The sequence below is a fragment of the Rhodococcus sp. 27YEA6 genome (assembly GCF_044908235.1).
GTDB classification, from domain to species: Bacteria; Actinomycetota; Actinomycetes; order Mycobacteriales; family Mycobacteriaceae; genus Rhodococcus_F; species Rhodococcus_F qingshengii.
On the sequence record NZ_JBIYCY010000004.1, the window covers coordinates 303,791 to 329,659 of the forward strand.

Annotated in this window: 25 protein-coding genes; 9 read left to right on the forward strand and 16 right to left on the reverse strand. The window is 63.9% G+C overall.

All coding sequences use genetic code 11. The annotated features are described in order from the left end of the window. Positions 1–97: 97 nt before the first annotated feature. The 6 genes from ABH939_RS14000 to ABH939_RS14025 all read right to left on the reverse strand — a co-directional run bounded on the left by ABH939_RS14000 (position 98) and on the right by ABH939_RS14025 (position 6,075). The gene (locus tag ABH939_RS14000; RefSeq protein ID WP_003941764.1) at positions 98–1,972 is read right to left on the reverse strand and encodes a penicillin-binding protein 2; all 1,875 of its coding nucleotides are present in this window, start codon (positions 1,970–1,972) and stop codon (positions 98–100) included. Beyond that, entirely contained in the window at positions 1,969–2,613 is a 645-nt protein-coding gene (locus tag ABH939_RS14005) for a hypothetical protein (RefSeq protein ID WP_003941715.1), read from the reverse strand. The genes ABH939_RS14000 and ABH939_RS14005 overlap by 4 nt, the downstream gene beginning before the upstream one ends. After that, positions 2,610–3,623, reverse strand: coding sequence for a 16S rRNA (cytosine(1402)-N(4))-methyltransferase RsmH (rsmH, locus tag ABH939_RS14010; RefSeq protein WP_007730079.1), 1,014 nt, complete (start codon positions 3,621–3,623; stop codon positions 2,610–2,612). Before rsmH ends, ABH939_RS14005 begins: the two co-directional genes overlap by 4 nt. A gap of 190 nt (positions 3,624–3,813) precedes the next feature. Further along, positions 3,814–4,245 carry a division/cell wall cluster transcriptional repressor MraZ gene (gene mraZ, locus ABH939_RS14015; RefSeq protein ID WP_003941779.1) on the reverse strand — a complete coding sequence of 144 codons (432 nt, stop codon included), beginning with the start codon at positions 4,243–4,245 and terminating at the stop codon, positions 3,814–3,816. A gap of 594 nt (positions 4,246–4,839) precedes the next feature. Beyond that, positions 4,840–5,286 carry a DUF3040 domain-containing protein gene (locus ABH939_RS14020; protein WP_404649725.1) on the reverse strand — a complete coding sequence of 149 codons (447 nt, stop codon included), beginning with the start codon at positions 5,284–5,286 and terminating at the stop codon, positions 4,840–4,842. A 237-nt stretch (positions 5,287–5,523) separates the two neighbouring features. Next, positions 5,524–6,075, reverse strand: coding sequence for an SAV_6107 family HEPN domain-containing protein (locus ABH939_RS14025; RefSeq protein WP_231783463.1), 552 nt, complete (start codon positions 6,073–6,075; stop codon positions 5,524–5,526). A gap of 147 nt (positions 6,076–6,222) precedes the next feature. On the opposite strand from ABH939_RS14025, the gene ABH939_RS14030 reads away from it, so the two are divergent. From ABH939_RS14030 to ABH939_RS14040, 3 genes are all read left to right on the forward strand, one after another. Further along, the gene (locus tag ABH939_RS14030) at positions 6,223–6,828 is read left to right on the forward strand and encodes an N-acetyltransferase (RefSeq protein WP_042452829.1); all 606 of its coding nucleotides are present in this window, start codon (positions 6,223–6,225) and stop codon (positions 6,826–6,828) included. After that, positions 6,825–8,423 carry an NAD(P)/FAD-dependent oxidoreductase gene (locus ABH939_RS14035; RefSeq protein WP_218748054.1) on the forward strand — a complete coding sequence of 533 codons (1,599 nt, stop codon included), beginning with the start codon at positions 6,825–6,827 and terminating at the stop codon, positions 8,421–8,423. The genes ABH939_RS14030 and ABH939_RS14035 overlap by 4 nt, the downstream gene beginning before the upstream one ends. Before the next feature lie 70 nt (positions 8,424–8,493). Then, entirely contained in the window at positions 8,494–9,288 is a 795-nt protein-coding gene (locus tag ABH939_RS14040) for an LppM family (lipo)protein (RefSeq protein ID WP_064444269.1), read from the forward strand. 49 nt (positions 9,289–9,337) lie between these two features. Here the strand turns inward: ABH939_RS14040 and ABH939_RS14045 are convergent, their stop codons facing one another. Continuing rightward, a complete protein-coding gene (locus ABH939_RS14045; RefSeq protein ID WP_003941803.1) occupies positions 9,338–10,327 on the reverse strand; it encodes a methylenetetrahydrofolate reductase in 990 nt (329 codons plus the stop codon). A gap of 170 nt (positions 10,328–10,497) precedes the next feature. On the opposite strand from ABH939_RS14045, the gene ABH939_RS14050 reads away from it, so the two are divergent. The 4 genes from ABH939_RS14050 to ABH939_RS14065 all read left to right on the forward strand — a co-directional run bounded on the left by ABH939_RS14050 (position 10,498) and on the right by ABH939_RS14065 (position 15,863). Further along, positions 10,498–11,637, forward strand: coding sequence for a polyprenyl synthetase family protein (locus tag ABH939_RS14050; RefSeq protein ID WP_080712766.1), 1,140 nt, complete (start codon positions 10,498–10,500; stop codon positions 11,635–11,637). A gap of 2 nt (positions 11,638–11,639) precedes the next feature. Further along, entirely contained in the window at positions 11,640–13,232 is a 1,593-nt protein-coding gene (crtI, locus tag ABH939_RS14055; protein ID WP_404649726.1) for a phytoene desaturase family protein, read from the forward strand. Positions 13,233–13,330: 98 nt separating this feature from the next. Then, on the forward strand, positions 13,331–14,908 hold the full coding sequence (locus ABH939_RS14060) for an alpha-(1->6)-mannopyranosyltransferase A (protein ID WP_003941737.1): 1,578 nt from the start codon (positions 13,331–13,333) through the stop codon (positions 14,906–14,908). A 10-nt stretch (positions 14,909–14,918) separates the two neighbouring features. Further along, positions 14,919–15,863 (forward strand): phytoene/squalene synthase family protein, encoded by a 945-nt coding sequence (locus ABH939_RS14065; protein WP_315873787.1) that lies wholly within the window; start codon positions 14,919–14,921, stop codon positions 15,861–15,863. A 20-nt stretch (positions 15,864–15,883) separates the two neighbouring features. On the opposite strand, the gene ABH939_RS14070 is transcribed toward ABH939_RS14065, so the two are convergent. After that, positions 15,884–16,252 carry an Rv2175c family DNA-binding protein gene (locus ABH939_RS14070; RefSeq protein ID WP_065456591.1) on the reverse strand — a complete coding sequence of 123 codons (369 nt, stop codon included), beginning with the start codon at positions 16,250–16,252 and terminating at the stop codon, positions 15,884–15,886. 303 nt (positions 16,253–16,555) lie between these two features. Between ABH939_RS14070 and pknB the strand changes: the two genes are divergently transcribed. Further along, positions 16,556–18,619: a Stk1 family PASTA domain-containing Ser/Thr kinase gene (gene pknB, locus ABH939_RS14075; protein ID WP_003941667.1), complete on the forward strand. Its 2,064-nt coding sequence runs from the start codon at positions 16,556–16,558 to the stop codon at positions 18,617–18,619. A gap of 27 nt (positions 18,620–18,646) precedes the next feature. Beyond that, positions 18,647–19,075: a protein-tyrosine phosphatase family protein gene (locus ABH939_RS14080; RefSeq protein ID WP_404649727.1), complete on the forward strand. Its 429-nt coding sequence runs from the start codon at positions 18,647–18,649 to the stop codon at positions 19,073–19,075. An 84-nt stretch (positions 19,076–19,159) separates the two neighbouring features. On the opposite strand, the gene ABH939_RS14085 is transcribed toward ABH939_RS14080, so the two are convergent. The 8 genes from ABH939_RS14085 to ABH939_RS14120 form a co-directional block, all read right to left on the reverse strand. Then, positions 19,160–20,545, reverse strand: a complete 1,386-nt coding sequence (locus ABH939_RS14085; RefSeq protein ID WP_007730070.1) for a class II 3-deoxy-7-phosphoheptulonate synthase — start codon at positions 20,543–20,545, stop codon at positions 19,160–19,162. A 90-nt stretch (positions 20,546–20,635) separates the two neighbouring features. After that, positions 20,636–21,127 (reverse strand): polyadenylate-specific 3'-exoribonuclease AS, encoded by a 492-nt coding sequence (locus ABH939_RS14090; protein WP_003941683.1) that lies wholly within the window; start codon positions 21,125–21,127, stop codon positions 20,636–20,638. A 66-nt stretch (positions 21,128–21,193) separates the two neighbouring features. After that, complete coding sequence (locus ABH939_RS14095; RefSeq protein WP_058039455.1) at positions 21,194–22,000, reverse strand: 1-acyl-sn-glycerol-3-phosphate acyltransferase; 807 nt, start codon at positions 21,998–22,000, stop codon at positions 21,194–21,196. A 94-nt stretch (positions 22,001–22,094) separates the two neighbouring features. Continuing rightward, positions 22,095–23,135, reverse strand: coding sequence for an ROK family protein (locus ABH939_RS14100; protein WP_020969875.1), 1,041 nt, complete (start codon positions 23,133–23,135; stop codon positions 22,095–22,097). 124 nt (positions 23,136–23,259) lie between these two features. After that, positions 23,260–23,655, reverse strand: a complete 396-nt coding sequence (locus tag ABH939_RS14105; protein ID WP_042453569.1) for a hypothetical protein — start codon at positions 23,653–23,655, stop codon at positions 23,260–23,262. Further along, on the reverse strand, positions 23,652–24,902 hold the full coding sequence (locus ABH939_RS14110) for an ArsA family ATPase (RefSeq protein ID WP_404649728.1): 1,251 nt from the start codon (positions 24,900–24,902) through the stop codon (positions 23,652–23,654). The genes ABH939_RS14105 and ABH939_RS14110 overlap by 4 nt, the downstream gene beginning before the upstream one ends. Then, positions 24,903–25,340: an SRPBCC family protein gene (locus ABH939_RS14115; RefSeq protein WP_003941701.1), complete on the reverse strand. Its 438-nt coding sequence runs from the start codon at positions 25,338–25,340 to the stop codon at positions 24,903–24,905. Between the two features lie 63 nt (positions 25,341–25,403). Beyond that, positions 25,404–25,790: a hypothetical protein gene (locus ABH939_RS14120; RefSeq protein ID WP_003941776.1), complete on the reverse strand. Its 387-nt coding sequence runs from the start codon at positions 25,788–25,790 to the stop codon at positions 25,404–25,406. Between the last annotated feature and the right edge of the window lie 79 nt (positions 25,791–25,869).

The following is a 25,869-nucleotide window of genomic DNA, read 5'->3' on the forward strand; positions in this document are numbered from 1 at the left end:
AAGTTCGGCGCACTGCGATGAATGAGGTTACTGCGACGTTTGAGATTACCGTGTCCGGGATTCACCCGAAGACCGTGTCGAAACCGACACACCGCAATCAGTCCGCCTGCAACACCAACTTGCGACCGGGGTCCGGCGACATCGGGACGCTGTCACGCTGGAGCATCCACGACGCGATGTTGTGGAACAACGGTGCCGCCGACTGACCGCCGCCGCCGTCCACGCCGCGAACCGGTGCGTCGAGCATGATTCCGATCACGAATCGAGGATTGTCCGCAGGCGCGATTCCCGCGAAGGTGATCCAGTAGTTGGAGTTGGAGTAGCACTTGCACGCGGGATCCACCTGCTGCGCGGTCCCGGTCTTTCCACTGACCTGGTATCCCTCGACGCCCGCGGCAACACCGGTTCCTCGTTGGTTGCCGGTGTCTTCCTGAGTGACCGACCGGAACATGTCCCGAACAGTCGCCGCTGTCTGGGCGCTGACCACCTCGACGCCCTCGGGCTGCGGCGTCTCGGTCCGCGTGCCGGAAGAGTCGACAGTCGACTTCACGATCCGCGGAGGAATTCGCACGCCGTCGTTGGCAATGGCCTGGTACATCCCGGTCATCTGCAGGGTTGTCATCGAGAGACCCTGCCCGATCGGCAGGTTCGCGAAGGTTCCGCCGGACCACTGGTCGCGACTCGGAACGCTGCCCGCGCTCTCGCCGGGAAGTCCGACGTCGGTGCGTTGTCCGAGGCCGAACCTGTTCAGCATGTCTGCGTAGCGATCCTCGCCCACTCGCTGAGCGAGCATCAAGGTGCCGACGTTCGAGGACTTTCCGAATACACCGGTAGAGGTGTACGGGGCCACACCGTGATCCCACGCGTCCTTGACTGTGGCACCGGACATCGTGATGCTGCCCGGGACCTGCAGAACTTCGTCCGGAGTTGTCTTACCGTCCTCGATGGCCGCTGCTGCGGTGACGATCTTGTTCACCGATCCGGGCTCGAACGGCGTACTGACCGACGGATTGCCCATTTCGGCTGTCGGCGCGTTCTTGTCGATGCCGATTGCGGGGTTGAAGGTGCTGTCGTTGGACATGGCCAACACCTGTCCCGTCTTGGAGTCCATGACCACAACCGAAGCGTTCTTTGCGCCCGACTTGTCCTTGGCGATCTGGACCTGCTGCTGAACGTAGAACTGGAGGTCCGAATCGATGGTCAGCTCGACACCCGAACCGTTGACTGCCGGTTGCTTGTCACGCCAGCTACCGGGGATCACAGCGCCGTCGGAACCGCGGTCGTACGTTTCGGATCCATCGGTTCCGGCGAGCGTGGAGTCCATCGAATCTTCGAGACCGAGCAAACCGTGCCCGTCCCAGCCGGTCGCGCCGACGAGATTCGCGGCCAGAGAGCCACCGGGGTACTCGCGAATGTCCTGACGCTCGAGGCCGACCTCCCGGAACTTGTCCGAGATCTCGGCAGCAACCGCCGGATCCACGCTGCGCGCGAGGTACGTGAAAGTCTCGTTGCTGTTCATCTTCTGAAGCAGATCTTTTTCCGGAACGGTATCGCCGAGCTTGGCGTGGATTCCGGCGGCGATCTCGGCGAGGCGATCGCTCACTTCCGGCGCCTGCTTGTCACCCTCGGCGCCCTGCTCGATGCTCTTGGCGCGCGCTTCCTCGAGTTCCTTGCGTACCCGCACCGGCTGGAAAGTCAGCGCCTTGGCTTCCATGGTGAAGGCGAGGGGGTTTCCGTTGCGATCGGTTATCGAGCCACGTACAGCCGGATCGACCTGCGTCGTGGTTCGTTGATTGGCAGATTCCGCAGCCAGACTCGGCGCGTCGATTCCCTGAATCCACAAGAGCTGCAATGCCGCAACGGCGAGCGCACCACACATGGTGATACGACCGACTCGCTGACGAAACGGAAATGAGGCGGTGGCCGAGCGGCGCGGACGCCGACCGGGGTTGTTACGGGAGTTCTGACTCACCGACGTTCCTCAGGCGGAGCAGGCACCGCCGTCGTGGTGGCGGGTGCTGTCGTCGTGGGGATCACAGGAACCAATTGTTCACTCTGCGCGAGGTTTCGCGTGTTATTCGGAACGCTCGGCGTGGCTCCGGGAGCAACCGGCGTTGTGGTGCGCGGGGGTGTCGCAGTCGGTGCGGGCACCGATGTGGGCGCATCGAGCGGCGGCATAGCTCCGGCAGTCGCGGGAGTCGGCGTTCCGACGACCTCGACCGAACCGTCCGGATGAACTACCAGTCGTGCAGGGTCCTTGGCGGGGACCATGCCGAGAGCGCTTGCCTGATTTGCCAACTCCGGAGCCGAGTTACGCGACTGGAAGTCACGTTCGAGCGCTGCTTTCTGCTCGACCAAAGACTGGTTGTATGCACGTGCATCACTGAGTTGGTACGAATCCTCGGCAGCGCGAGTGGTCAGCAGCAGAGTCACCGCGAGACCGATGGACAGAAGTCCGATGACGGAGGCCACGAACGGCACTCTCCCCTTGAGCATCGCCCGAGGAGAGATAGACGGGCCGGCAGCAGCGACAGTTCCGGTCCGGCCTGCCGCCCGTGCGGTGCGCTTGTCGTATGCACGTTGCGCTGCACCGGATTTGCCCTGACGACTCATGCCCGCCTCCTGGAAATGCGTTCTGCGGCACGCAAACGCACCGGAGCTGATCGTGGGTTCTCTTCGATTTCCTGCTCTGACGCACGTTCTGCGCCACGGGTGAGAATGCGGAACTCCGGTCCCATACCCGGCAACTCGACCGGTAGTCCTTCAGGACTGGTGGACTTCGAGCGGGGAACCAACTCCGCCTTCACAACTCGATCCTCGAGCGACTGGTAGGACATGAACACCACTCGCCCACCGACTGCCAGTGCGTCGAGCCCGGCAGGAACGGCTGCACGAAGCGAATCCAACTCGGCATTGACTTCGATCCGCAGCGCTTGGAAGGTGCGCTTGGCCGGGTGTCCCCCCGTACGCCGCGTGGCTGCCGGGATTGTTCGGTACAGCAATTCGACCAGAGCTGCACTGGTGGTGAAGGGTTCACGCTCACGCTGCCGAAGGATCTCGGACGCAATCTTTCCCGCGAACCGTTCTTCGCCGTACGTGCTCAGAATGCGAGCAAGGTCGCCGTGACTGTAGGTGTTCAGGACCTCTGCCGCGGTCAGCCCGACCGTCTGATCCATCCGCATGTCGAGAGGAGCGTCGATCGAGTACGCAAAACCTCGGTCGGCTTCGTCCAACTGCATCGACGACACACCCAGATCGAAAAGGATCGCGTGAACCGACTCCGTCGACGGTAGACCTGCCTGTTCGAGCGCGTCCTCGATCCCGTCATACGTGGTGTGCACGAACGTCGTTCGGTCCGCGAATGGCGCCAGACGCTCGGAAGCGATCCGGAGTGCGTTGGTGTCGCGATCGAGACCGATGAGGTGAAGGCCCGGGTACTTGCCCAGGAAGAATTCGGAGTGGCCACCGAGCCCCAACGTCGCATCGATCATGTATGCGCCCGCTCCACCGTCACCGACGGCGGTGATGGCAGGGCCGAGAAGATCGTCGGCGCGGTGCAGAAGTACAGGGACGTGCGCGAAGCCATCGGCATCCGAGGGTTCGTTCACCTCGTGATCCACCATGATTGCTCCGGCTCCTACTTTCATGATTTCCGATGACTTTTCGAAAAGGTGCTGACTTTCCGAGAAGGCGATGACTGTTCGAGAAGGCGAATGCTTCGAGGTCCCTGCCCGAAGGAGAACCTGGCGCTGGGGAAGTGCGTCAGGGTCTTTCCGGGCAGAGGCCTCGCGGCATTCGCCGGGGGCTCTTCGCCTAGACGATCTCGCTGAGAGATTCGCCTGTTGCCTGCGAATAGTCCTCTTCGTTGTCTCCGAGATACCTCTCCCAGGCTGCTAGATCCCAGATCTCGAGGTAATCGACGGAGCCGGTCACTACGCATTCCTTGGACAGGTTTGCGTAACGCCGATGATCAGCCGAGAGGGTGATTCGCCCCTGGGCATCGGCGTGCTGTTCATCTGTGCCGGCGGCCAGGGCACGGACATACGCCCGAGCTGCCGGATCATTGCGTGGAGCTGCCGCTGCCTTTCGAGCAAGCTTGACGAACTCGTCCCGGGGGTAGATGGCGAGGCTGTGATCCTGACTCTTGGTGATCATCAATCCTCCTGCCAGTTCGTCTCGGAACTTTGCCGGCAACGTGAGCCGACCTTTGTCGTCGAGCTTCGGCGTGAAGGTACCGAGGAACACTCGACACCTCCTGCGAGCTTGCGCTGAAACCCTCCCTATCGAGCGGATCGTGCTTCAGCTCTCCGCCCGAACCCACAGTACCCCACTTTCCCCCACAAACAAGGAGCACATGGTCCCTATTCAGCATCATTTGCTGATAAATAGCAGGTCAGCGCAGGTGGGGAGACGTGGGGGAAATTTGTAACCGTGTCCCGGCCCACACCGCCGTCAGATCGACCCTTTACGCCACGATCTGTTGCTCCCCCACACAAAATCGCAGTACAAGCGCGGTTTTCGAATAGACGTGAGCGGGACGAGGTCTGGTCGTGCGTTGCAGTTCGACCAGGGTGGAGGAAAGTGGAGGGCCGAGTGGAGCGAAGTGGAGGAAGCCCGCGGGCATGCCCTGAGGCAGCAGGAGTGGCGAGTGATTCGCTCGCACGTCACTGATTCACTCGATGGATTGCCGGCGCACACGTACAACACCCACAGCAACGGCGTGTGGCGGTCGGCAACCTTGGTTGCCGACCGCCACACGTGTGATCGTCCGTGCCCTGAAGAGGGCGTCACGTCCGAACTGCATCACTCTCGAAGTACGCCCGAAGAAGGGCGGGAGAGCTAGTCCTGCTCGAACCTGCGTTTGAATCGATCTTCCATCCGCGACGAGAATCCGCCGCCGGACTTCCGGCCGCGTCCCCGCCCGGATCCGCCGGCACTACCCCTACCCGGCGGACCGGAGGGATGATTGCCACCTTCGGAAGCGGAGTCGGCGGCCGGCGCAGACTTACGTCCACCACCCCAGAGGAACAACACCCCTGCGCCGAACATGAACAAGAAACCGAACAGGCTGATGATCGGAAAACCGCCCGGCTTGAGCGGGAGTGCAACCCCCGCGATCAGCAGGACCAGACCCAGCACGAATAGAGCCGCTGCTTGGAACCGCCGTCCACTCGACGGCGCCCGCATACGGCCGCCCCTCACATTGGAGGCGAACTTGGGGTCTTCGGCATAGAGAGCGCTCTCGATCTGATCGAGCATGCGCTGCTCGTGCTCGGAGAGTGGCACGGTACCTCCCCCGGCACTGGAAGTTTGGCAACCACCCCACGGTGTGAGGCGGCGGGTAATCAAGTTGGACGATTACCTGTTTTCATAATACGAGCAGTTTAGGTCTCGGACCACCAACTCCGGGTACGAGTTCCGCCACAAGCGTACGTATTCGTGCCGAAGGGCCCCGATTCGGCTCCATTTGCCTGTGCGGACCAGGAAATTCCCCGGAAACAACTGCCGACACGGACCATTTGTTCACGACGCTCGCAAATGCTCGGACGCGTCCTGACCGATGAAATCTTCGACCGCCGTGAGAAAACGGCCGACCTCGGCGAAGAATGCGTCGGAATCGGAGTCCGTGATCACGATCGACACGCCGGTTTCCACGGCCGCACGCGTAGCGGACCACCCTGCGAAGAATTTCGACCACGCTCCGAACGCGGGCGCTGCGGCGTCCATCAGAACCCACGCGTTTCCACTTCGCTTGCGCTTCGAGCCGGCACCGGCAGGAGCTGCGGCCAACACTGCCCCGGCACCACGTAGGGCCGCCAGGTAGGCACACCGGAACCGGTCGGCAGGATCGCCCGCCCCAATCGCTTCCTCGAGAAGCGCATCCGCCTTCCGGAGCAGCCCCCACGCCACACCGGACTTTCCCACTCGAGCAGTGCGGTGGCTGGCGTCCGTCGCGCCGAAGGACCGCCTCGCCGACATCGGCAATCGAGAAATTGCGGCATCCGACGGACTCGACAACTCGGCAGGAAGAGTTCGTTGGCACTTCACACGTTCAGGCTTCACACGCTCGGACATCGGGGCACCTCCTGCACCGTGAGGATCCAAGACCAGGTGGGCCGGAGATGCCCGCTTCCCTTCGGGCATCTCCGGATCACCCACATCGAACATCTGTTCGACCTATTCAATATAACTGCACCCACCGACACGCCGTCAAGAGAAGAGGTGAGACCGGTCGACCCGCAGATCGCCTGGACACCACATACGGTCGACCTCGATCGCGCAGAATTCGCGAGTCGACTCCACGAGGCACTGGCCGTGTACGTCACCGCGATGGACTATCCGCGAGGAACCGAGTTCCATCGCGCACCGATGTGGCAGGAGCACGCGAACCGGCCTGGCTGGAAGGCAGTCGGCGCTTTGGCGGTTCCTCAGCAACCGTCACACGAAAATCTGCCGCTGGTGGGGATCGCTTACGGGTATCGCGGGAGCCCGGACCAGTGGTGGCATCAACAGGTACTGCACGGGCTTCGGCGCTCGGGTCGTCCCCAGAGCGAGATCGACGCGATTCTGAGCGACTACTTCGAACTCACCGAACTCCACGTGCATCCGAACGGACAAGGTCACCGGTTGGGCGAATCGCTCTTGCGTCACCTCCTCGTCGATCGACCCGAACGCAGTGTTCTGTTGTCGACACCCGAGGTGTACGACGAGGACAACCGAGCCTGGCGGCTGTACCGTCGCCTCGGCTTTTGTGACGTGCTCCGCAGATTTCGTTTTGCCGGCGACAACCGGCCGTTCGCAGTCCTCGGCCGTGGACTCCCGCTGTGAGCGCGCTTCTCGACGCCGTCGTCGTCGGCTCCGGACACAACGCGCTCGTATCGGCCGCCTACCTCGCACGCGAGGGTTGGTCGGTCGAGGTTCTGGAGAAGGACACGGTTCTCGGCGGCGCCGTCTCGACCGTCGAGCGATTTCCCGGATACAAGGTGGACCGGGGGTCGTCGGCACACCTCATGATCCGACACAGCGGCATCATCGAGGAACTCGGACTCGGCGCGCACGGACTGCGCTACATCGACTGTGACCCGTGGGCGTTCGCGCCGCCCGCCCCGGGCACCGACGGGCCGGGCATCGTGTTTCACCGCGACCTCGACGCAACCTGCTGGTCCATCGAACGAGCATGCGGGACAAAGGACGCCGACTCCTACCGGCGATTCGTCGCGGTCTGGTCGGAGCGCAGTCGACATGTCATGAAAGCGTTTTCCGCACCGCCCACCGGATCGAACCTGATCGGTGCGTTCGGAGGTCTCGCCACCGCACGCGGCAACAGCGAACTGTCTCGGCAGTTCCTCGCGCCTGGCGACGCACTGCTCGACGAGTATTTCGACAGTGAGGCACTCAAAGCAGCGCTTGCGTGGTTCGGCGCCCAGTCCGGGCCTGCGATGTCGGAACCGGGAACCGCTCCGATGGTCGGCTTCGCGGCCCTCATGCACGTCTTGCCGCCAGGGCGAGCAGTCGGTGGAAGCGGCGCACTGAGTGCTGCGTTGGCCTCCCGGATGGCTGTCGACGGCGCCACGGTCGCGCTCGGTGACGGCGTGACGTCGATCCGTCGAAACTCGAGTCACTGGACCGCCACAACCGAGAGCGGTCGAGAAGTTCACGCTCGCAAGGTAATCGCCGGGTGCCACATCCTGACCACGCTCGACCTCCTGGGCCGAGGGGGCTTCGACCGAACCACGCTCGATCACTGGCGGCGGAAAATCAGGGTCGGCCCCGGCATCGGCGCGGTACTTCGACTGGCGACATCCGCGCTTCCGTCGTACCGCGGCGACGCCACGACACGGGAAAGTACCTCGGGATTGCAATTACTCGTCTCCGATCGCGCACACTTGCGCACTGCACACGGCGCAGCACTGGCGGGGGAACTTCCTCCTCGCCCTGCGGTTCTCGGAATGAGTTTCAGCGGAATCGATCCCACGATCGCCCCGGCCGGGCGGCATCAGGTGACACTGTGGTCGCAGTGGCAGCCGTATCGCCTCAGCGGACATCGCGATTGGGCATCGGTCGCCGAGGCGGAGGCCGACCGGATCGTCGGCGAGATGGAGGCTTTCGCACCCGGGTTCGCCGATTCCGTCCTCGACCGATTCATTCAGACTCCCCGGGACATCGAGTCGGAATTGGGAATGATCGGCGGAAATGTCATGCACGTCGAGATGTCACTCGATCAGATGATGTTGTGGCGACCGCTTCCGGAACTGTCCGGCCATCGCGTTCCGGGAGCAGACGGGTTGTATCTGACCGGAGCATCGACTCATCCCGGTGGCGGTGTGTCCGGAGCCAGCGGTCGCAGTGCGGCTCGAATCGCACTGTCGGACAGCCGCCAGGGCGCGACTCGTCGTTGGATGCGTCGTTCGAGCAGGTCGTGAAGGTCACCCGCCGAACTTCACCCGCCGACACGCCCCCGCCTCGATGACTGGCTACGCCACGGCTGGCACGATGACCACTGTGCAACAGTCCACCGATCCCGCCGCCAAGCCGACCAGTCGGAAACGTTTCCTGACGGTTGCCGCGCTCGCCCTCATGCTTGTTCCCTTGCTTGCCGGGTGCATCCGCGTGCAGGTGTCGATGGGAGTGTCCGCGAACGATCGTGTGACCGGACAGGTGGTAGCTGCCGCTATTCCGGCGAACGAGGCGGACAAGGGTCCGCAGCTGACCCCACCTTCGTCGCTCGAGGACAAGATACGGGTTCAGGAGTACAAGAAGGACGGGTACGTCGGCAGCCAGGCGTTCTTCAGCGACTTGTCCTTCGGTGACGTCGCCCAACTGGGCTCCATGTACGCCGAGGGGTCCGGGTCGTTCCAGATCACCCTCAAGCGATCCGGGGACACCGTCACGCTCGACGGCAAGGCAGACCTGAAGACGGTTCCAACTCAGGGCGCCGACGTCCAGGTCAGCATCGCCTTCCCGGCACGGGTCGGCACGACCAACGGAACACGAGACGGCGATTCCCGGGTGTCGTGGACCTTGCCCGCCGGCGAGGTGTCGACAATGCGCGCCGAGGTCAACTACGCGGACCCAAGCACCCGAAGCTTCGCCGGGTGGGCAGGAATCATGGCCGGGCTGGCGCTCGGTGTCGCGATTGTCGTCGGTGCGATGGCCTGGATGGCGCGCAATCGAGCACCGATCAAGCGCGCGCCCGCCGCGAAAGCACCGGTCATGAAGACGCCTGTCACGAAATCACCTGCCAGCAAGCAAGCTGACAACAAGAATCCGAAAAACACCACGAAGTAGCGCCTGGCGATTGCCCCACTCGATTGTCGTCGAGCGGGGCAACCGGAGATCAGACGGCTTGTGCTGTCCCGACCGAAGTGTCGGGAGTGAGACCGAGTCGCTCGAGGACCTCACTGGTGGCGCGCGCAAAGTTCAACGTGATGAAGTGCAGGCACGGAGCGCCTTCGGCGATCAACCGCTCACCCATCTCGGTGGCCAGATCGATGCCGAGTTCGCGGACCGCTGCACGGTTCTCGTCCGGACCGCTTCCGGCCGCGGCGTCGAATCGACGCTCGAGAGCGGGGGGCAACGACGAGCCCGAGAGCTCGAGCATGCGCCGCACCGAGCGCAGCGACGTCACCGGCATGATCTCCGGGATGATCGGCTTGGCGCCCTGTTCTGCGTCGTACGCACTCACCCGGTCACGAAGACGCAGGTAGTCCTCCACGTCGAAGAACATCTGTGTGATCGAGTACTCTGCGCCGGCACGCAACTTCGACACCAGGTACTTCGTGTCGTATGCCAAGTCCGGAGCGCGGTAGTGCCCCTCGGGGAACGATGCGACGCCGACGTGGAAGTCGCCCAGGTCACGGACCATCCGCACGAGTTCCTCGGCGTACTCGACGCCTTCGGGATGCTTCTTCCACTCGCCGAGCGGATCGCCGGGCGGATCGCCGCGCAATACGAGGATGTTGCTGATCCCACGATCGGCGTAGGCACCGACCATGGCGCGAAGTTCTTCGGTGCTGTGCGAGACAGCAGTCAGGTGAGCAACCGGCAGCAGGGTCGTCTCTTCGGCAAGTTCGCCGGTGACACGCACCGTACGATCGCGCGTCGAGCCACCTGCGCCGTAGGTCATCGAGACGAACGCCGGTCCGAGCCGCTCGAAGGTACGCACCGCACGCCACAGGCGCGCTTCGGCGTCCGCGTCACGCGGCGGCGAAAACTCGACCGAGAACGGAATACGGCTACCTGTCGAGGAAGCGATCCGATCGACGATCGACGGTGTTCGGGTGGCCCATCCCTCGCTGGAGCGGCCCCTGACTGGATCGAATGTCACCGGTCAAGCATATGTTTTCCAGCTGCAAACAAGCTCATCGCCCAGGACTGCGTATCCCGAATGTCAGGATCACGCAGTTCACGGCCCGACCCGCCGTTGATTCCAACCCCCACTAAGCTGGGCTCCAAGCTCGCTTCCGTGTAACCATCCGGCGCGAGAACATACCGATCTTGGAGGCCACCCTGTCCGCAGGAACCGCGCGCGTTGGACAGAGTTCGACCAACACCGCACCGCATCCGACCTCACTCGAACTGCCAGGTCTGTTCGAAGCAGCGCTCCGCGACTTCTTCGCTTCACGCCGCGAACTCGTCTCGAACATCGGCGGTGGATACGAGGAGGCCGTCAGCACCCTCGAGGCCTTCGTCCTGCGCGGAGGAAAGCGCGTCCGACCGTCGTTCGCCTGGACGGGATGGCTCGGCGCCGGAGGCGACCCGAACGGTAAGGACGCAGACGCGGTGATTCGTGCGTGCGCCGCCCTCGAACTGGTGCAGGCCTGCGCGCTCGTCCACGACGACATCATCGACGCATCCACGACCAGGCGCGGCTTCCCGACCGTTCATGTCGAATTCGAGGACCAGCACCGAGACGAGGAGTGGAGCGGCGATTCCGCGCACTTCGGCGAGGCCGTCGCCATTCTTCTCGGCGACCTGGCCTTGGCCTGGGCGGACGACATGATCCGAGAATCCGGGATCAGCCCCGAGGCGGCCGCACGTGTCAGCCCGGTCTGGTCGGCAATGCGCACCGAGGTGCTCGGTGGCCAATTCCTCGACATCAGCAATGAAGCCCGAGGCGACGAGACCGTCGAGGCAGCCATGCGGGTCAACCGCTACAAGACCGCCGCGTACACGATCGAACGCCCACTGCACCTCGGCGCCGCGCTGTTCGGTGCGGACGCCGAGTTGGTCGATGCCTACCGGACCTTCGGCACGGACATCGGTATCGCCTTCCAACTTCGCGACGACCTGCTCGGTGTCTTCGGAGATCCGTCCGTCACGGGCAAACCGTCGGGCGACGATCTCATCGCCGGTAAGCGAACTGTCCTGTTCGCGATGGCGCTTGCCCGCGCCGACGCCGCAGATCCGGCGGCAGCAGAACTGCTCCGCAACGGAATCGGCACGCAGCTGACCGACACCGAGGTCGACACTCTGCGCCAGGTGATCACCGATCTGGGCGCCGTCACCGACGTCGAAACGCAGATCGACACCCTCGTCGAGGCAGCTGCGAACGCCCTCGACTCGAGCACGGCAACGGCAGAGTCCAAGGCTCGCCTGACCGACATGGCGATCGCGGCCACGAAGCGAAGCTACTGACCGTGGCACACGTGCACCGCACTCGAACCGTCAGCTCGCCGACCGATCGAGTCGTGATCGTCGGCGCGGGACTTGCCGGACTGTCTGCGGGGTTGTATCTGCGTGGCGCCGGCCGCGACGTCACGATTCTCGAGAGCAACAGCTCGGTCGGTGGGCGAGTCGGTGTCTACCAGGGCAATGACTACAGCATCGACAACGGCGCAACGGTGCTCACGATGCCCGAACTCGTCGAAGACGCCCTTGCGGCCGTCGGCGCCGACCCAGCCTCGACAAACCCCAAATTCGTTGTGCACAAGCTCGATCCGACGTACCACGCGCGATTCGCAGACGGCACCGCTCTCGATGTCCACGCCGACCCAGAAGACATGGCTGCCGAAGTCTCCCGTGTCTGCGGGCCGGAAGAAGCGCAGCGATACCGTGCGTTGCGGCGATGGCTGAACCGGATCTTCGACGCGGAATTCGACCGCTTCATGGACGCCGACTTCGATTCTCCCCTCGGACTGGTCAATTCGCGTGACGCAGTCAAAGATCTGAGCCGGCTCGTCGCACTGGGAGGATTCGGGAAACTGGGCGGGCAGGTGGATCGCAAGATCCGCGACCCTCGCCTCCGGCGGATCTTCACCTTCCAAGCGCTGTATGCGGGCGTTGCTCCGTCTCGGGCCCTCGCGGTGTACGGGGCGATCGCTCACATGGACACCTCACTCGGCGTCTACTTCCCCGAGGGCGGGATGCGCACGATCGCCGAGTCGATGGCCGACGCCTTCACCGAGGCCGGCGGAATTCTGCATCTCGGCCGCACTGTCGAACGCCTCGAGGTAAGCGATCGGCGCGTGCACACCGTTCACACACGCGACGGCGAGCGCTTCGACTGTGACGCCGCCGTCCTCACTCCCGACATGGCCGTCACGGACTCGCTCTTGCGCCCGCATACGCGATTGCGTCCGCGCCCGGTGCGTACATCGCCGTCCGCTGTCGTGATTCACGGCACTGTTTCCTCCGCGGTCGCCGACGAATGGCCCGCGCAGCGACACCACATGATCGACTTCGGCGAGGCGTGGAAGCGTACCTTCGCCGAGATCACGGCACGCCGCGGCCGCGGGCGACTGATGAGTGATCCGTCACTGCTCGTCACCCGACCGGCACAGACCGATCCGAGCCTGGCCTTCTCGCGAGACGGCCGGATCCGTGAACCGCTGTCAGTCCTCGCGCCGTGCCCGAATCTGGACAGTGCAAGGCTCGACTGGTCGACTCTCGGCCCGGCCTACGTGCGTGAAATCATCCTCACGCTGCAAGAACGTGGCTACACGGGACTGGTCGAAGGGTTCGAGATCGATCACGTCGACACCCCGCAGACCTGGCTCGAGAAGGGCATGGCCGCGGGTAGCCCGTTCGCAGCGGCACACACCTTCACCCAGACGGGGCCGTTCCGACGCAAGAACCTCGCCCGCGGCTTCGACAACGTCGTTCTCGCCGGATCGGGAACCGTTCCGGGGGTGGGAGTACCGACCGTTCTGCTGTCCGGACGGCTCGCCGCCGAACGTATTACCGGTACACGCGAGCGAGCCAGCGCGGTGGGCACTCGTGCGAGCAACTAAACTGGCCCCTCGTAACCGACCATTCATCCACGATTCACCGACTCGGGCGCTGCACGCGCCGATCGACACCGATCTCCTCGGGGGAGGAACCTGCACCGATGACGTCCTCTGCCGCAGCCACTGAAAGACCGTGGCACCTAAGGGCCGCCAATTTCCTTCGGACTCCCGAAGGTCACAGTGCACTGCTCGGCTTCTTCGGCGCAGTCATGATCACTTTCGGCGGATTCGGTGCCGGTAGCGTCCGGCGCCAAGATCCGCTGCTCGAGTCGATGCATCTGTCCTGGCTCCGTTTCGGACACGGATCGATTCTGTCGGCGGCCATCGTCTGGATCGGTGTCCTGTGCATGATCGCCGCCTGGGTTCGACTGGGCCGCTCAACTCTGCGCGGTGACGTCTCGTTGCGCGGCCTGCGCTACGTCGTCCCGGTCTGGACGTTTCCGCTGCTGTTCGCGGTGCCCATGTTCAGCCGTGACGCCTACTCCTACCTGGCGCAAGGCGCGTTGTTGCGCAACGGCTTCGACCCGTATGCCGTCGGCCCCGTCGTCAATCCGGGAATCCTGCTCGACAACGTCTCAAACGTGTGGACGACGACAACTACCCCGTACGGTCCGGTTCACCTTCTCCTTGCCGACGCCATCGTTCGGCTGACCGGTGAGAACGTCATCGCCGGCACGATGCTGTTGCGGATCACGATGCTCCCCGGACTCGCCCTGATGATGTGGGCCGTTCCCCATCTCGCGACGAAGCTCGGCGGAAACACCTCGATCGCCCTGTGGCTCGCAGTACTCAATCCCCTCGTCCTGATCCACCTGATCGGCGGCGTTCACAACGAGATGCTCATGGTCGGCCTCATGGCCGCAGGCATTGCGCTCGCTCTCGAACGCAAGCACCTCTTCGGCATCGGGCTGATCGCGCTCGCCGTCGCGATCAAGGCAACCGCAGGCGTCGCACTTCCCTTCATAGTCTGGATCTGGATGATCCACGAGCGGGAGGACGCCGCAGCGGCCGGGCGAGAACCGGCGTCACCGATCCGATCGTTCGTCAAAACGGCCGGCGCAGGTTTCGCGGTGTTCGTGGCGGTACTCGGATCCACCTCACTGATCGCCGGAGTCGGCCTCGGCTGGACGACGGCACTCTCCGGTTCGGCAAAGATCATCAACTGGCTCTCGCTGCCCACGATCGTGGCGCACATCGGAACCATGGCAACCTCCTGGTTCGCCGGCGACCATTTCAACGACATCCTCGAAGTCTCCCGGACCATCTCGGCGGTTGTGTTGATCGCGATCATCGCCGTCGTGTGGTGGCGCTACCGCAAGACCGAGCGCGACGCCGTCATGGGCATCGTGATCGTGATGGTCGCCATCGTCGTTCTGTCCCCCGCAGCACTCCCCTGGTACTACTCCTGGCCACTGGCAGTAGCTGCCGGTTTCGCAATGTCGCCGACGACTCTCGCCGTACTGACCGGGCTGTCCACCTGGCTGATGCTGGTGTTCCAGCCGGACGGATCGATCGGCCTGTACACCTTCCCGCACGTGGCTCTGGCCATCGTCGCTGCCGTGATCGCGGCGATGTCCTTGCAGACGGAAGACCCACTGCGACTTCGTGGACGCAAACACGAGAAACCGATCGAAATGACGTCAGCCGCCTCGGCGCCCTCGACGTCAGGATCTGCGTGATCCGCGTGTCATGAACGCACTGCCTGCGTCCTATGAATTCTGCGAGGACGTGACGAGGGAACACGGCCGAACGTACTTTCTGGCCACCCGGTTGTTGCCCGTACCTCGACGCCGCGCAGTTCACGCACTCTACGCATTTGCTCGCGTCGTCGACGACATCGTGGACGAACCCTCGGGTCCGCATGAACGAGGCACGGTGCTCGCCGACGTCGAACGTGCAGCCGTCAACGCACTCGACAACCCCACTGCGACAGGTGGCTTCCCGTCGACGGTTCCCCTCGACCTGACACGCGTACTCCCGGCCTTCGCGGATGCTGTGAAGACGTTCGACATCCCGCGCGCATATTTCGACGCCTTCTTCGAGTCCATGCGGATGGACGCCCCCGACACGGCGAAGTTTCGACCCGTTTACAACACGATGGACGAACTCAGCGAGTACATGTACGGCTCTGCCGTCGTCATCGGTTTGCAGATGCTCCCGATTCTCGGAGTGAGCGTTCCGCAGCAGGAAGCTGTAGTGCCCGCGTCGAATCTCGGTGAGGCGTTTCAGCTGACCAACTTCATCCGCGACGTCGGTGAAGACCTCGACCGGGGACGTCTGTATCTCCCGGCGGGCGAGTTCGCCGCATTCGGGGTCGACATCGAGATGCTCGAACATGGGCGAAGAACCGAAACGGTGGACGCTCGGGTCAAGCGCGCGCTGGCACACTTCATCGCCGTGACGCGCGGGCGGTATCGGACCGCCGAATCCGGCATCCCGATGCTCGACCGACGGGTCCAGCCGTCGATCCGCACGGCTTTCGTGTTGTACGGAGCAATTCTCGATCAGGTCGAGCGCGCCGACTTCCGGATACTGCATCGACGTGTGTCCGTCCCAGGACGCACGCGACTTCGAGTCGCTGCGCCGGGTCTCGTCCGGTCGGCCACCTACGCGGCAAAAAACCGCATGCGGTGAGTTGTCAGAAGGCCGGCATCTCAGAAAGCCATGGCCTGCGCGCGGCGGATGATCTCACGCGCGAGATCACCATGCAGTGCGTCCACCGGGCGCCCCGGGAGGGAATCGTCGGCCAGGAACAACCAGCGGAGGATTTCGATGTCGGTGTAACCGCCGTCGTGCAGCACCGCCAGCAGACCGGGCAGCCACTTGACGATCTGGCCGTCCTCGCCGAAGAACACTTCGGGGACACCGAGAACGCCATGCCGCTTGACTGCGATGATCTTGTGATCGCGAAGCAACTGGTGAACCTTGCTCACCGGCAACCCGACGTTCTTCGCCACATCCACCAGCTGGAACAGGGAAACCGAAGAATCCAGGACATCATCACAATAAGGAATCGCGCTCACCGCGAGAAGTTTATCCGGTCCGGCGAGCCCGCTGTGTACCGCCCGGTGCAGTGCTCGAAACTGCCGCTCCGCTCAGGTCACAGCGCTCTGTGACGTTCTCGAGACTTCCGCGTCGGTATCGCTGGCTACGATGGACGGGATGCGGCGTATCAGTAACCGGGATTTCGCGGTGGATGTAAATGGGCGCCCTCACTGCGGGAGCCAGTACGCGGTAAACAACCACCCACATGCCGACAGCTACCACCTAGACCGCAAGCACGCAGATCGCAAGCACGGAGGAATAGTCATTACGGAGGTCGAGGGTTGATCGGCGAAATGCTCGAGCGCCGCTATCGAGTGGACGCACCGATCGCGCGCGGCGGTATGTCGACCGTGTATCGAGGCCTCGATACACGGTTGGATCGACCTGTCGCGATCAAGGTGATGGATCCGCAATTCGCCGGCGATCCAGCGTTCCTGACTCGTTTCGAGTTCGAAGCCCGGGCCGTGGCCCGACTCAAGCATCCGGCCCTTGTGGCCGTCTACGACCAAGGCAGCGATCGCAATCACGTGTTCCTCGTGATGGAACTCGTCGACGGTGGAACCTTGCGTGAACTCCTTCGTGAGCGCGGACCGATGCCGCCACACGCAGTCGCTGCAGTCGTGGCACCTGTCCTGGACGCGTTGGCGGTGGCGCATCGAGCGGGACTGGTTCACCGTGACGTCAAACCCGAGAACATCTTGATCTCGGACACCGGCGAAGTGAAGATCGCCGACTTCGGATTGGTGCGTGCAGCTGCGGCAGCAACCACCACCTCCAACAGCGTGATCCTCGGCACCGCGGCCTATCTGTCGCCGGAACAGGTGACGTCAGGAATTGCCGACACTCGAAGCGACGTCTACTCCACCGGCGTGTTGATGTTCGAACTTCTCACCGGTACAACACCGTTCACCGGCGATACGTCACTCTCCATCGCCTACCAACGCATCCACGACGATGTCCCGCGCCCAGGTTCACGTATCCCCGGTGTACCGGCGCAGTTCGATCGTCTGGTTGCCGAAGCCACTCACCGCGAGCCCGCACATCGTTTCGCCGACGCCGGTGAGATGGCAGCTGCACTTCGCAGTGTGAGCGAGCAACTGGAACTTCCGTCATACCGCGTTCCCGCTCCGCGTCGAAGCGCCCAGCACCAGAGCGCGCAAGTTGCCCCGGCCCGGCCACAACCGGCGCCTGCGCCTCCCACGGAGGTACACCCGAACTCTGCTGCGCGCCCGAACCCTGCTGCCACGACGGTATTGGCGTCCGGCGTGGCCCCGGCTGTGGCAGCCACCACGGCGCTCGGCACGGGCTCTCCTCCCCCTGGCGGTATCCAGCACACTCGCGCGGTCACCGCACAAACTGCTCGTCCGGCGACGGTCGACGGCGACTCGGATTTCGACGACGGTTCCGATTTCGGCGACGACCACCCGGGGCACGACGATCCGCATGCTCATTTTGTCGAGGCACGTCGTAAATCGCGACGAGCCACCCTGATCTGGCTGCTCGTCATCGCGGTCCTCGCGCTCGCGTTGGGCTTCGGCGGATGGTGGATGGGCTCGGGCCGCTATACAGCTGTTCCCTCGATCGACGGGCTGACCAAGGACACTGCGGTCACCGCTCTGCAGGACGCCGGGCTCTCCCCCGACGTCCAGGGTCAGTACTCCGACGCCCAACCCATCGACACGGTGATCGGGACGGACCCGGCCTCCGGCTCGAGGGTTACCAAAGGCTCGACCGTCGCGCTGCTGACTTCGCTCGGGCGTCCGACTGTCCCGCCCATTCCGGCCGGCGGCGACGTCTCGGCCCTGGGCGCACAACTCGCCGACCGCACTCTCGTCGCGGTCGACGGCGGGGACACATTCAGCTCCAAGATCCCGATCGGCGGCGTGGCCGCGCTCGACCCGGCACCGGGAACCGAAGTTGCCGTGGGCTCCTCGGTCAAGGTCATCACATCCAAAGGGTCACCGCCCGTGGACATTCCCGATGTGAAGGGCATGTCCGAGAACGCTGCGCGCGCCGCCCTCGACAAGGTAGGCATCTCAGTCAGCACCACCAGAACAACGTTCGACGACGCCGTCGAGGGCGGTAGCGTGATCGGCACCGATCCCGCAGTCGGGTCCTCCGTCAACGCCGGCACCTCCGTGGTTCTGCTCATCTCCGATTCCGTCAAGGTTCCCTCGCTGATCGGCCGCTCCGTCTCTTCAGCACGCGAAGAACTCGGCCGCCTCGGCCTCGAGATCACCGTGCGTCAGCTCACCCAGAACGACAGCTCGGTCATCATCAGCCAGAGCGTCAAGAACGACCTCGTTGCCAAGGGCACCGACATCAGCGTCGTCGCAATTCCCTGACAGTCCGCTTCGGCCTAATCTGAATTCATGGCCACGTGGGAACCCGAGAGCATTGGGATACTCGACTTGCCGTCGGGGAGATCGATTCGGGGTCGAGGACTCCGCAGTCCACTTCCTTCCGGACCTCTCCCCACCTTCGGCGTCTATCTGACCGGCAAAGAACCTCCCGACACCGAGTGGGAGTCGGAGTGGGTCCGCTGGCGAGATTTCTGGTTGCCGAGCGATCCCGATGCGCTGCGCAGGGCCTTGCACGAAGTGTGGGTGCGCTCGGAAACCGAAAGAGTCGAGATCGCGTGCGGTGGTGGATACGGCCGCACCGGAACAGCGTTGGCCGCTCTTGCCGTCATGGACGGAGTGCCCAGTAAGGACGCCACCGCGTACGTTCGCGCACGTTACTCACCTCGCGCCGTCGAAATGCCCTGGCAGCGCCGATTCGTCACACGATTCACGCAATAGCGAACGCCCCCACCTGCGCGAGCGGGTGAGGGCGTTTGCCGAAAATCAATGCCGGGCGCGAATCAGCTTCGGCGAAGCAAGGTTTCAGCCTCGCAGCATCTCGGCCACGAGGAACGCGAGCTCCAACGACTGTTGGGTGTTCAATCGGGGGTCGCACGCCGTCTCGTAGCGACCGCCGAGATCGAGGTCGGAGATGTCCTGCGCGCCGCCGAGGCACTCGGTGACGTTCTCACCGGTCAGCTCGACGTGGATGCCACCCGGATGCGTGCCGAGACCGTTGTGGACCTCGAAGAATCCCTGAACCTCGTCGACGATGCGGTCGAAGTGGCGCGTCTTGTACCCGGTGGAGGCTTCGTGGGTGTTGCCGTGCATCGGATCGCACTGCCAGATGACCTGGTGACCGGTGGCTTGGACCTTCTCGATGATCGCCGGCAGCAGGTCGCGGACCTTGCCGTTGCCCATGCGCGAGATCAGAGTCAGACGACCCGGCTTGTTGGTGGGGTCGAGACGCTCGACGTATTCCACCGCCATTTCCGGCGTCGTGCTCGGGCCGATCTTGAGGCCGATCGGGTTGGACACCAACTCGGCGAAGGCGATGTGCGCGCCGTCGAGCTGACGAGTGCGGTCACCGATCCAGAGGAAGTGAGCCGACAGGTCGTAGAGCTTGGGGTGATCGCTGTCGTTGTCGAGACGCAGCATCGCGCGCTCGTAGTCGAGAACCAGGGCCTCGTGGCTGGCAAAGATCTGTGCCTGGTGCAGGCTCGGATCGGTGACGCCACACGCGTTCATGAACTGCAGGCCGCGGTCGATCTCGGCTGCCAGTTGCTCGTAGCGTGCGCCCGCGGGAGACGCTGCGACGAATTCGCGGTTCCAATCGTGCACCTTGTGCAGGTCGGCCATGCCGGCGCCGGTGAGTGCGCGAACCAGGTTCATCGCGGCGCTGGCGTTGGCGTATGCACGCACCAGTCGCGAAGGATCGTGGGCGCGGACTGCCTCGTCGGCGACGAGCGAGTTGATCATGTCGCCGCGGTAGGACTTCAGACCCAACGAGTCGATGTCGGCCGAGCGCGGTTTGGCGTACTGGCCGGCGATGCGAGCGACCTTGACGACCGGCATCGAGGAACCGTAGGTGAGCACGACGGCCATCTGCAGCAACGTGCGGATGTTTCCCTTGATGTGCGGCTCGGTGTTGTCCGCGAAGGTCTCGGCGCAGTCACCGCCCTGGAGCAGAAATGCCTCACCACGCGCGACCTGCGCGAGACGCTCTTGCAGCGCCTCGACCTCGCTGGCCACCGTGATGGGAGGCACGCTCTCGAGCACAGTCCGCATGGCGGCCGCCTGGTCAGCGGGCCACGAGGGCTGCTGAGCAGCGGGCTTCGCGAGCGCCTCGTCGAGCTGCTTACGCAGTCCGGCAGGCAGCGGCGGGAGTTCGGGCAAGCGGTCGATCGGCACGTCGACAGTCCAGTTCACCTCTACAGGATATTCGCTCGCTCGTCGGCGCGTCACACAGGCTCTCGATCGCAGCCCAATCGGAACACTTCCCGCGCACCGAAACCTGGGTCAGCGAAGTGACCGTGCAGCCGAAATGGCGTCGAACTTCACGAGGTTGTGCCTGGCGTCGGCAAGTGCGTCGTGTGCGTCGGCGGGCGCCGACGGGAGGGCAGGACTGCCGTTGTCTTCCCAGAACTGTCGGAGTTCGCGGGTGTACCGCGGCATCGACTGCGGTAGTTCGGTCATATCGCCCCACAACTGGCACAGCGCGACGTGGTCGTAGGCGGCGACCCACGCCCAGAGCTCCGGAACCACCATCGGCCGCGGAACGAAGAATTTCAGAAGATCGTCGCGGATCTTCTCGCGTGATTTCCACAGCGGCGACGAAGGCTGCGGCAACTTCGGCAGCACGTTCTTGCGCACCCAACTACCGGCACGGGCGGGATCGAACTCCGTCGAAACCGCGTAGTACTCTCGGCCGTCCTCACAGACAACGCCGATGGACACGAGATCGATGGTTCGACCGTCTTCGATGAATTCACAGTCGTAGAAGTAGCGCACGTCCGAAAACTATGCCGCACGCGCAGGCTCTGGAGCCAATGCGCGTGCGGCCGGTGTGGGAAATCTCTAGCTGGCTTGTGCGTCCGGGAGCGAATCCTTGTCGGTCTTCGCGGATTCCTTCGACTCGGCCGAGGCCACGAGATCGACAACCGACTCGCCGCCTTCCGCCGGAACGTCGATGGCAGCTTCGGGTTTCGTGGGCGCCTGGTTCTTGAGGCTTGCCGCGTAGATGTCCACGTACTCCTGGCCGGAGAGTTTCATCAGCTTGTACATCACCTCGTCGGTCACAGCGCGCTCGACGAAGCGGTTTCCGCCCATGCCTTCGAAGCGGGAGAAATCGATGGGTTCGCCGACGATCACGGTGACCTTGGCGGGACGCCACATCCGTGAGCCGATCGGATTCATCTTGTCGGTGCCGACCATCGCTACCGGGATCACCTTGACGCCCGATTCAAGTGCGAGGCGCGCCATTCCGGTCTTGCCCTTGTAGAGGCGACCGTCAGGCGAGCGCGTCCCCTCGGGGTAGATACCCAGCAGGCTGCCCGAACCGAGGACCTTGAGACCGGCGTTGAGTGCATCCTGCGCCGCGTCTGCACCGGTTCGGTCGATGGGGACCTGACCGACCGCGGTGAAGAACCACTTCTGGAAAGCGCCCTTCAGACCGGAACCGGTGAAGTACTCACTCTTGGCAAGGAACGTGATGCGGCGGTTGACGCGAAGCGGAAGGTAGAACGAGTCCAGAACCGCCTGGTGATTGCTGGCCAGAATGGCCGCCCCGTCAGTCGGAATGTTCTCGTGACCCTTGACCGTCGGACGCCCGAGCAGCCAGAGAATCGGCCCCAGCAACACATACTTGAAGAGCCAATACCACACGGCGTCCCTCCCATTCACAGCTGAATTTCGCTGAGTACGACCTTACTGCCGACCGGTAACCCCCGCTACACACGCCCCTGCAGGATCGACCCGATCACAGTCCGGCAGACGTGGTTCCAGCGCCGTCGACCCCACCGAGATCCTGAGGCACTACCGATCGGGCCAATGCGGCGGCGCCGACCATGCCCGCAGCTTCGCCCAGCTGAGCGGAACGGATGCGGGCCAGTGGGCGGTGCTTCGCCCCGGTCAACAATGTCGCGTACTGCTCGCGGGCGTCGTCGAGAAACAGTGGGGCAGAACTCGCGACGCCGCCGGCGATCACGACCAGATCGGGATCGTAGACGTCACCGACCATGGCCAGACCCACGGCCAGCCAACGGGTGAACTCGGCGATCGTTGCCAGCGCGAGTGGGTCACCGTCCTGCGCGGCGTTGGCGATCCGGCGACCGGTGAGCGAACCAGGATCCACCGCAACCTCACGCGCCAGGACCGTCGACGCGGCCGGGTCGGCGGCAAGCAGTTCGATTGCCGTGTCGACGAGCGCCGTTCCGCTGCAATAGCGCTCCCAACACCCACGTTTGCCACACGCGCACTGACGCCCGCCCGGAACGACCTGGATGTGGCCCAGTTCGGGGGCGACGCCGTGACTCCCCCGGTACAGCTCACCGTTGATCAGCAGCGCTCCACCGATTCCGGTCCCGATTGCCACCATCACGACATTGCGGCCACCTGCGGCCGCGCCGAATCGGTGCTCCGCGAACGCCGCTGCATTGGCGTCGTGTTCGAGAACGACCGGCAAGCCGAGCCGCTTGCTCAAGTCACTTCCGACCGGCGCGTCCACCCATGGCAAGTGCGGAGCGAACCGAACCGAGCTTCGATCGGAGGTGATGAAGCCGGCGACCGCCAACCCCACGGCCGATACCTCATGCCTGGTGACCAATTCGCGCACGACGCGATCGAGACCGTCTTCGAGTGCCCTGGCCGACTGCGGGGTCGGGGCTTGAATCATCTCGAGCACTTGTCCGTCGACGTCCACGACGGAGGCCCTGATACTCGTCCCGCCGACGTCGATGCCGACCGTCAAGATGTCGTCCATGGTGGAGTCGGAGACCGCTTTCAAGCGGCGCGCGCTCATCGCGACGATTCCCGCGCGAGCGGCGTCCGCTGGAGTGCGCACCCTGAATCGGTGCCTCGTGCGTCGGTGACCATTGTGTCGATTGTGCTCATCTCGGGCCGTTCGCTCTACCCGGGGTACTGAGTCAGTCCTTGACCGTCACGTTGATCGGGACAAATGCCGCCGTGCGAGTTCGCTCCGCACCTGGCGTCGTCGGACCGCCGTCCGGTCCACGATCGGGACCTGACGGCCCCCCGAGAAACTCGTCGAGAATCTCACGAAGCAACGCAAGGAATGCTGCTGCTTGACCCGCGAGGAATGCCAACAGTTCGTGGTGCTCACCGCGAACCAGTGCGGCGAGGGCGCACACCGGGCACCAGCTGCAGCCGGTGAACACCGGCTGCGTGTCCGTGGACGCCGAGTCACTCGCAACGTCTGCCGTCGCTGCTGCGGCCTTCTGCAGCACCGGTTCCAGGCGCGTCAGAACGGTTTCCGCCAGCGCGCGAAACTCCGCGACGAGGCGCTCGTGCTCTTCGCTCATACCGGCCACACCGCGGGATCCGGGCTGAACCGGATGATCAGGTAACTGCCGTCCAACTCCGCCCCGTTCACGACACAACGACGCAGCACCGACGCCAAACGAACTCTGCGTCGTACGCCGTCTGCTCCCACCAGCACATCGTCCTCCACCCGGCCCAACGACAACGACGACGGATCCACGAGCGGAAGGTACATCCGCATCACGTACACCGAATCGACTCCGGTCCCGGACTCCAACGACACCACGATGTTGTCCGCGGTACCGACGGTGCCCGAATCCGTGCCCGTTCCACCCTCGAACGTGGCCGCGATCTCGCCCAGAGCGGCCAACCCTACCGGTTCGGCGCAAGCGCGTTCGACCGTTGTGACGGACATTCCATCGGTTGATCCACGCAGTTCGTCCACGACGAGTGCCTGAGCCGCCCGGATCGACGCGAGCCACTGCGCCGCCGGTGAATCGTCGACACCCTTCCCGGCGGACGAGTTGAACTGCGGGACAAGGTTGTTGACCACAATCCCGTCAACTCGCAACCCGGCCAGAGCCAGCCCGGACAACGTCCGACGAGTCGCCGCGACCGACACGCCGTCGGCCGACGTCACCACACGCACGCCGGTGTTCTCCCGATCCGAGAGGTGAACCGCGATCCGATCCACCGACGCGAGCACGCGTTCGACGACGGACACGAGCAGGAGCAGCCGCATGTCCGTACCTGTCACAGCGACCATCCGCCTGTGCCGCGGCCACAATCGCTCGAGATACTCCGACACCATCGACGGCGAGCCGAGTATCCGCAGCGCTTCGGCTGCGGCCGGACAGTCCACGATCACGAGGTCGTAGTCGCCGCTGTCCGAGAAGTCGACGATCTCGGCGAGCCCGAGGATGTCTTGGATGCCCAGAGATCCCGTCAACTCTTCCGGTTCCAAGCCCTCGAACGACGAACCGTGTTCGTGATCTCCCGCTCCGAAAGTTCCTGCAGCGTCGATCAACCCCGACAATCCTCGAAACTTGTCCTCGAGGAGCGCTGACGTGTCGAGTTGCCGGACGTCGAGACGCTCGGTGAGAGATGTGGTCGTTCGCGGATTCGGCACGCCCAGGACGTCTGCAAGAGAACCTGCCTGATCGATCGACACGAGCAGCACTCTCGCCCCATCGGTCGCAGCCGACACAGCAGTCGCTGCGGCAAGCGTCGTCGTGCCTACTCCGCCGTTACCGACGAACAGTTGGACGCGCGATCGTTGCTCCGGCACTCAGCCCTCGACTCGCTTCTTCAGTTCCTTCAGAGCTGTGTCGGTGATGATCTTCTCGGCCTTGCGCTTGAACAGTCCGATCATCGGAATCGTCAGGTCGACCGTCAACTCGTAGGTGACCGACGTGGTGCCGTTCGGGCCGGGCTCGAGTGTGTACGAACCGAATTGGGACTTCTGAATCTCGCCCGAGATCAGCTCCCAACTCACCGCCATACCGTCCGGTGCCCACGAATACTGCAGTTCGTAGGTGTCCTTCACCATCCCCGCGTCGAGGACGAAACGTACTCGGTCCGCGCGGCCACCCTGTCCCGGCGCCGTCACCTCGACCGACTTCGCCGCGGCCACCCACTCGGGGTACCGCTCGAAATCGGCGATGACGTCCATCACGGCGTCGGCAGGAGCGTCGATGCTGATCAACCCCTTGGTCTTCTCGGCCATACGACTGCGCTACCTTCCTTCGTCAAAAGTCCAGAACCTGCACAACGTGCAGTGCTTCGATTATCAGTCCGGTGCTACTCCGGCGGCACGTCCCGCTTCGAGTTCGCGCTTGAGCTGGAACGACATGACCTTGCCGTCGACCCGACGCTTCCGGTTCATCCCGGCGAGGTCGAGGGTCGCCAGATCGGACGGCGATACGCCGACCGGCTCACAGTGCAGGAAGTAGTGCGCGATCGTCCCGTCCATGACCGGTTCGAGCCACACCTCCATGGTGCCGACCAGCTGACCGGACACTCCCCAACGGAATCCTGCGGGACCGCGATCTTCCCGGACTTCGAGCTCGAGATCACTGAACCAGCGACGCCACTGCGCGCGCGAGGACAACAGTTCGGCGACCCGCTCGGGCGGGGCGGCGATGAAAGTCTGGTCTGCGACCTGAATGCTGCTCACCGAAGTAGCTTCACATATCGCGTCCGCGAGGCGTCGAGGGGTGTCGCAAGACTACATACCGGACAGACTGTAAGCCTGG

Excerpts from the sequence above, each read along its gene's own strand:
- ABH939_RS14005 (WP_003941715.1), bottom strand. The coding sequence starts at position 2,613 with ATGAGTCGTCAGGGCAAATCCGGTGCAGCGCAACGTGCATACGACAAG.
- rsmH (WP_007730079.1), bottom strand. The coding sequence starts at position 3,623 with ATGGTGGATCACGAGGTGAACGAACCCTCGGATGCCGATGGCTTCGCG.
- ABH939_RS14025 (WP_231783463.1), bottom strand. The coding sequence starts at position 6,075 with ATGTCCGAGCGTGTGAAGCCTGAACGTGTGAAGTGCCAACGAACTCTT.
- ABH939_RS14040 (WP_064444269.1), top strand. The coding sequence starts at position 8,494 with ATGACCACTGTGCAACAGTCCACCGATCCCGCCGCCAAGCCGACCAGT.
- ABH939_RS14060 (WP_003941737.1), top strand. The coding sequence starts at position 13,331 with ATGACGTCCTCTGCCGCAGCCACTGAAAGACCGTGGCACCTAAGGGCC.
- ABH939_RS14065 (WP_315873787.1), top strand. The coding sequence starts at position 14,919 with ATGAACGCACTGCCTGCGTCCTATGAATTCTGCGAGGACGTGACGAGG.
- ABH939_RS14080 (WP_404649727.1), top strand. The coding sequence starts at position 18,647 with ATGGCCACGTGGGAACCCGAGAGCATTGGGATACTCGACTTGCCGTCG.
- ABH939_RS14100 (WP_020969875.1), bottom strand. The coding sequence starts at position 23,135 with ATGAGCGCGCGCCGCTTGAAAGCGGTCTCCGACTCCACCATGGACGAC.
- ABH939_RS14105 (WP_042453569.1), bottom strand. The coding sequence starts at position 23,655 with ATGAGCGAAGAGCACGAGCGCCTCGTCGCGGAGTTTCGCGCGCTGGCG.
- ABH939_RS14115 (WP_003941701.1), bottom strand. The coding sequence starts at position 25,340 with ATGGCCGAGAAGACCAAGGGGTTGATCAGCATCGACGCTCCTGCCGAC.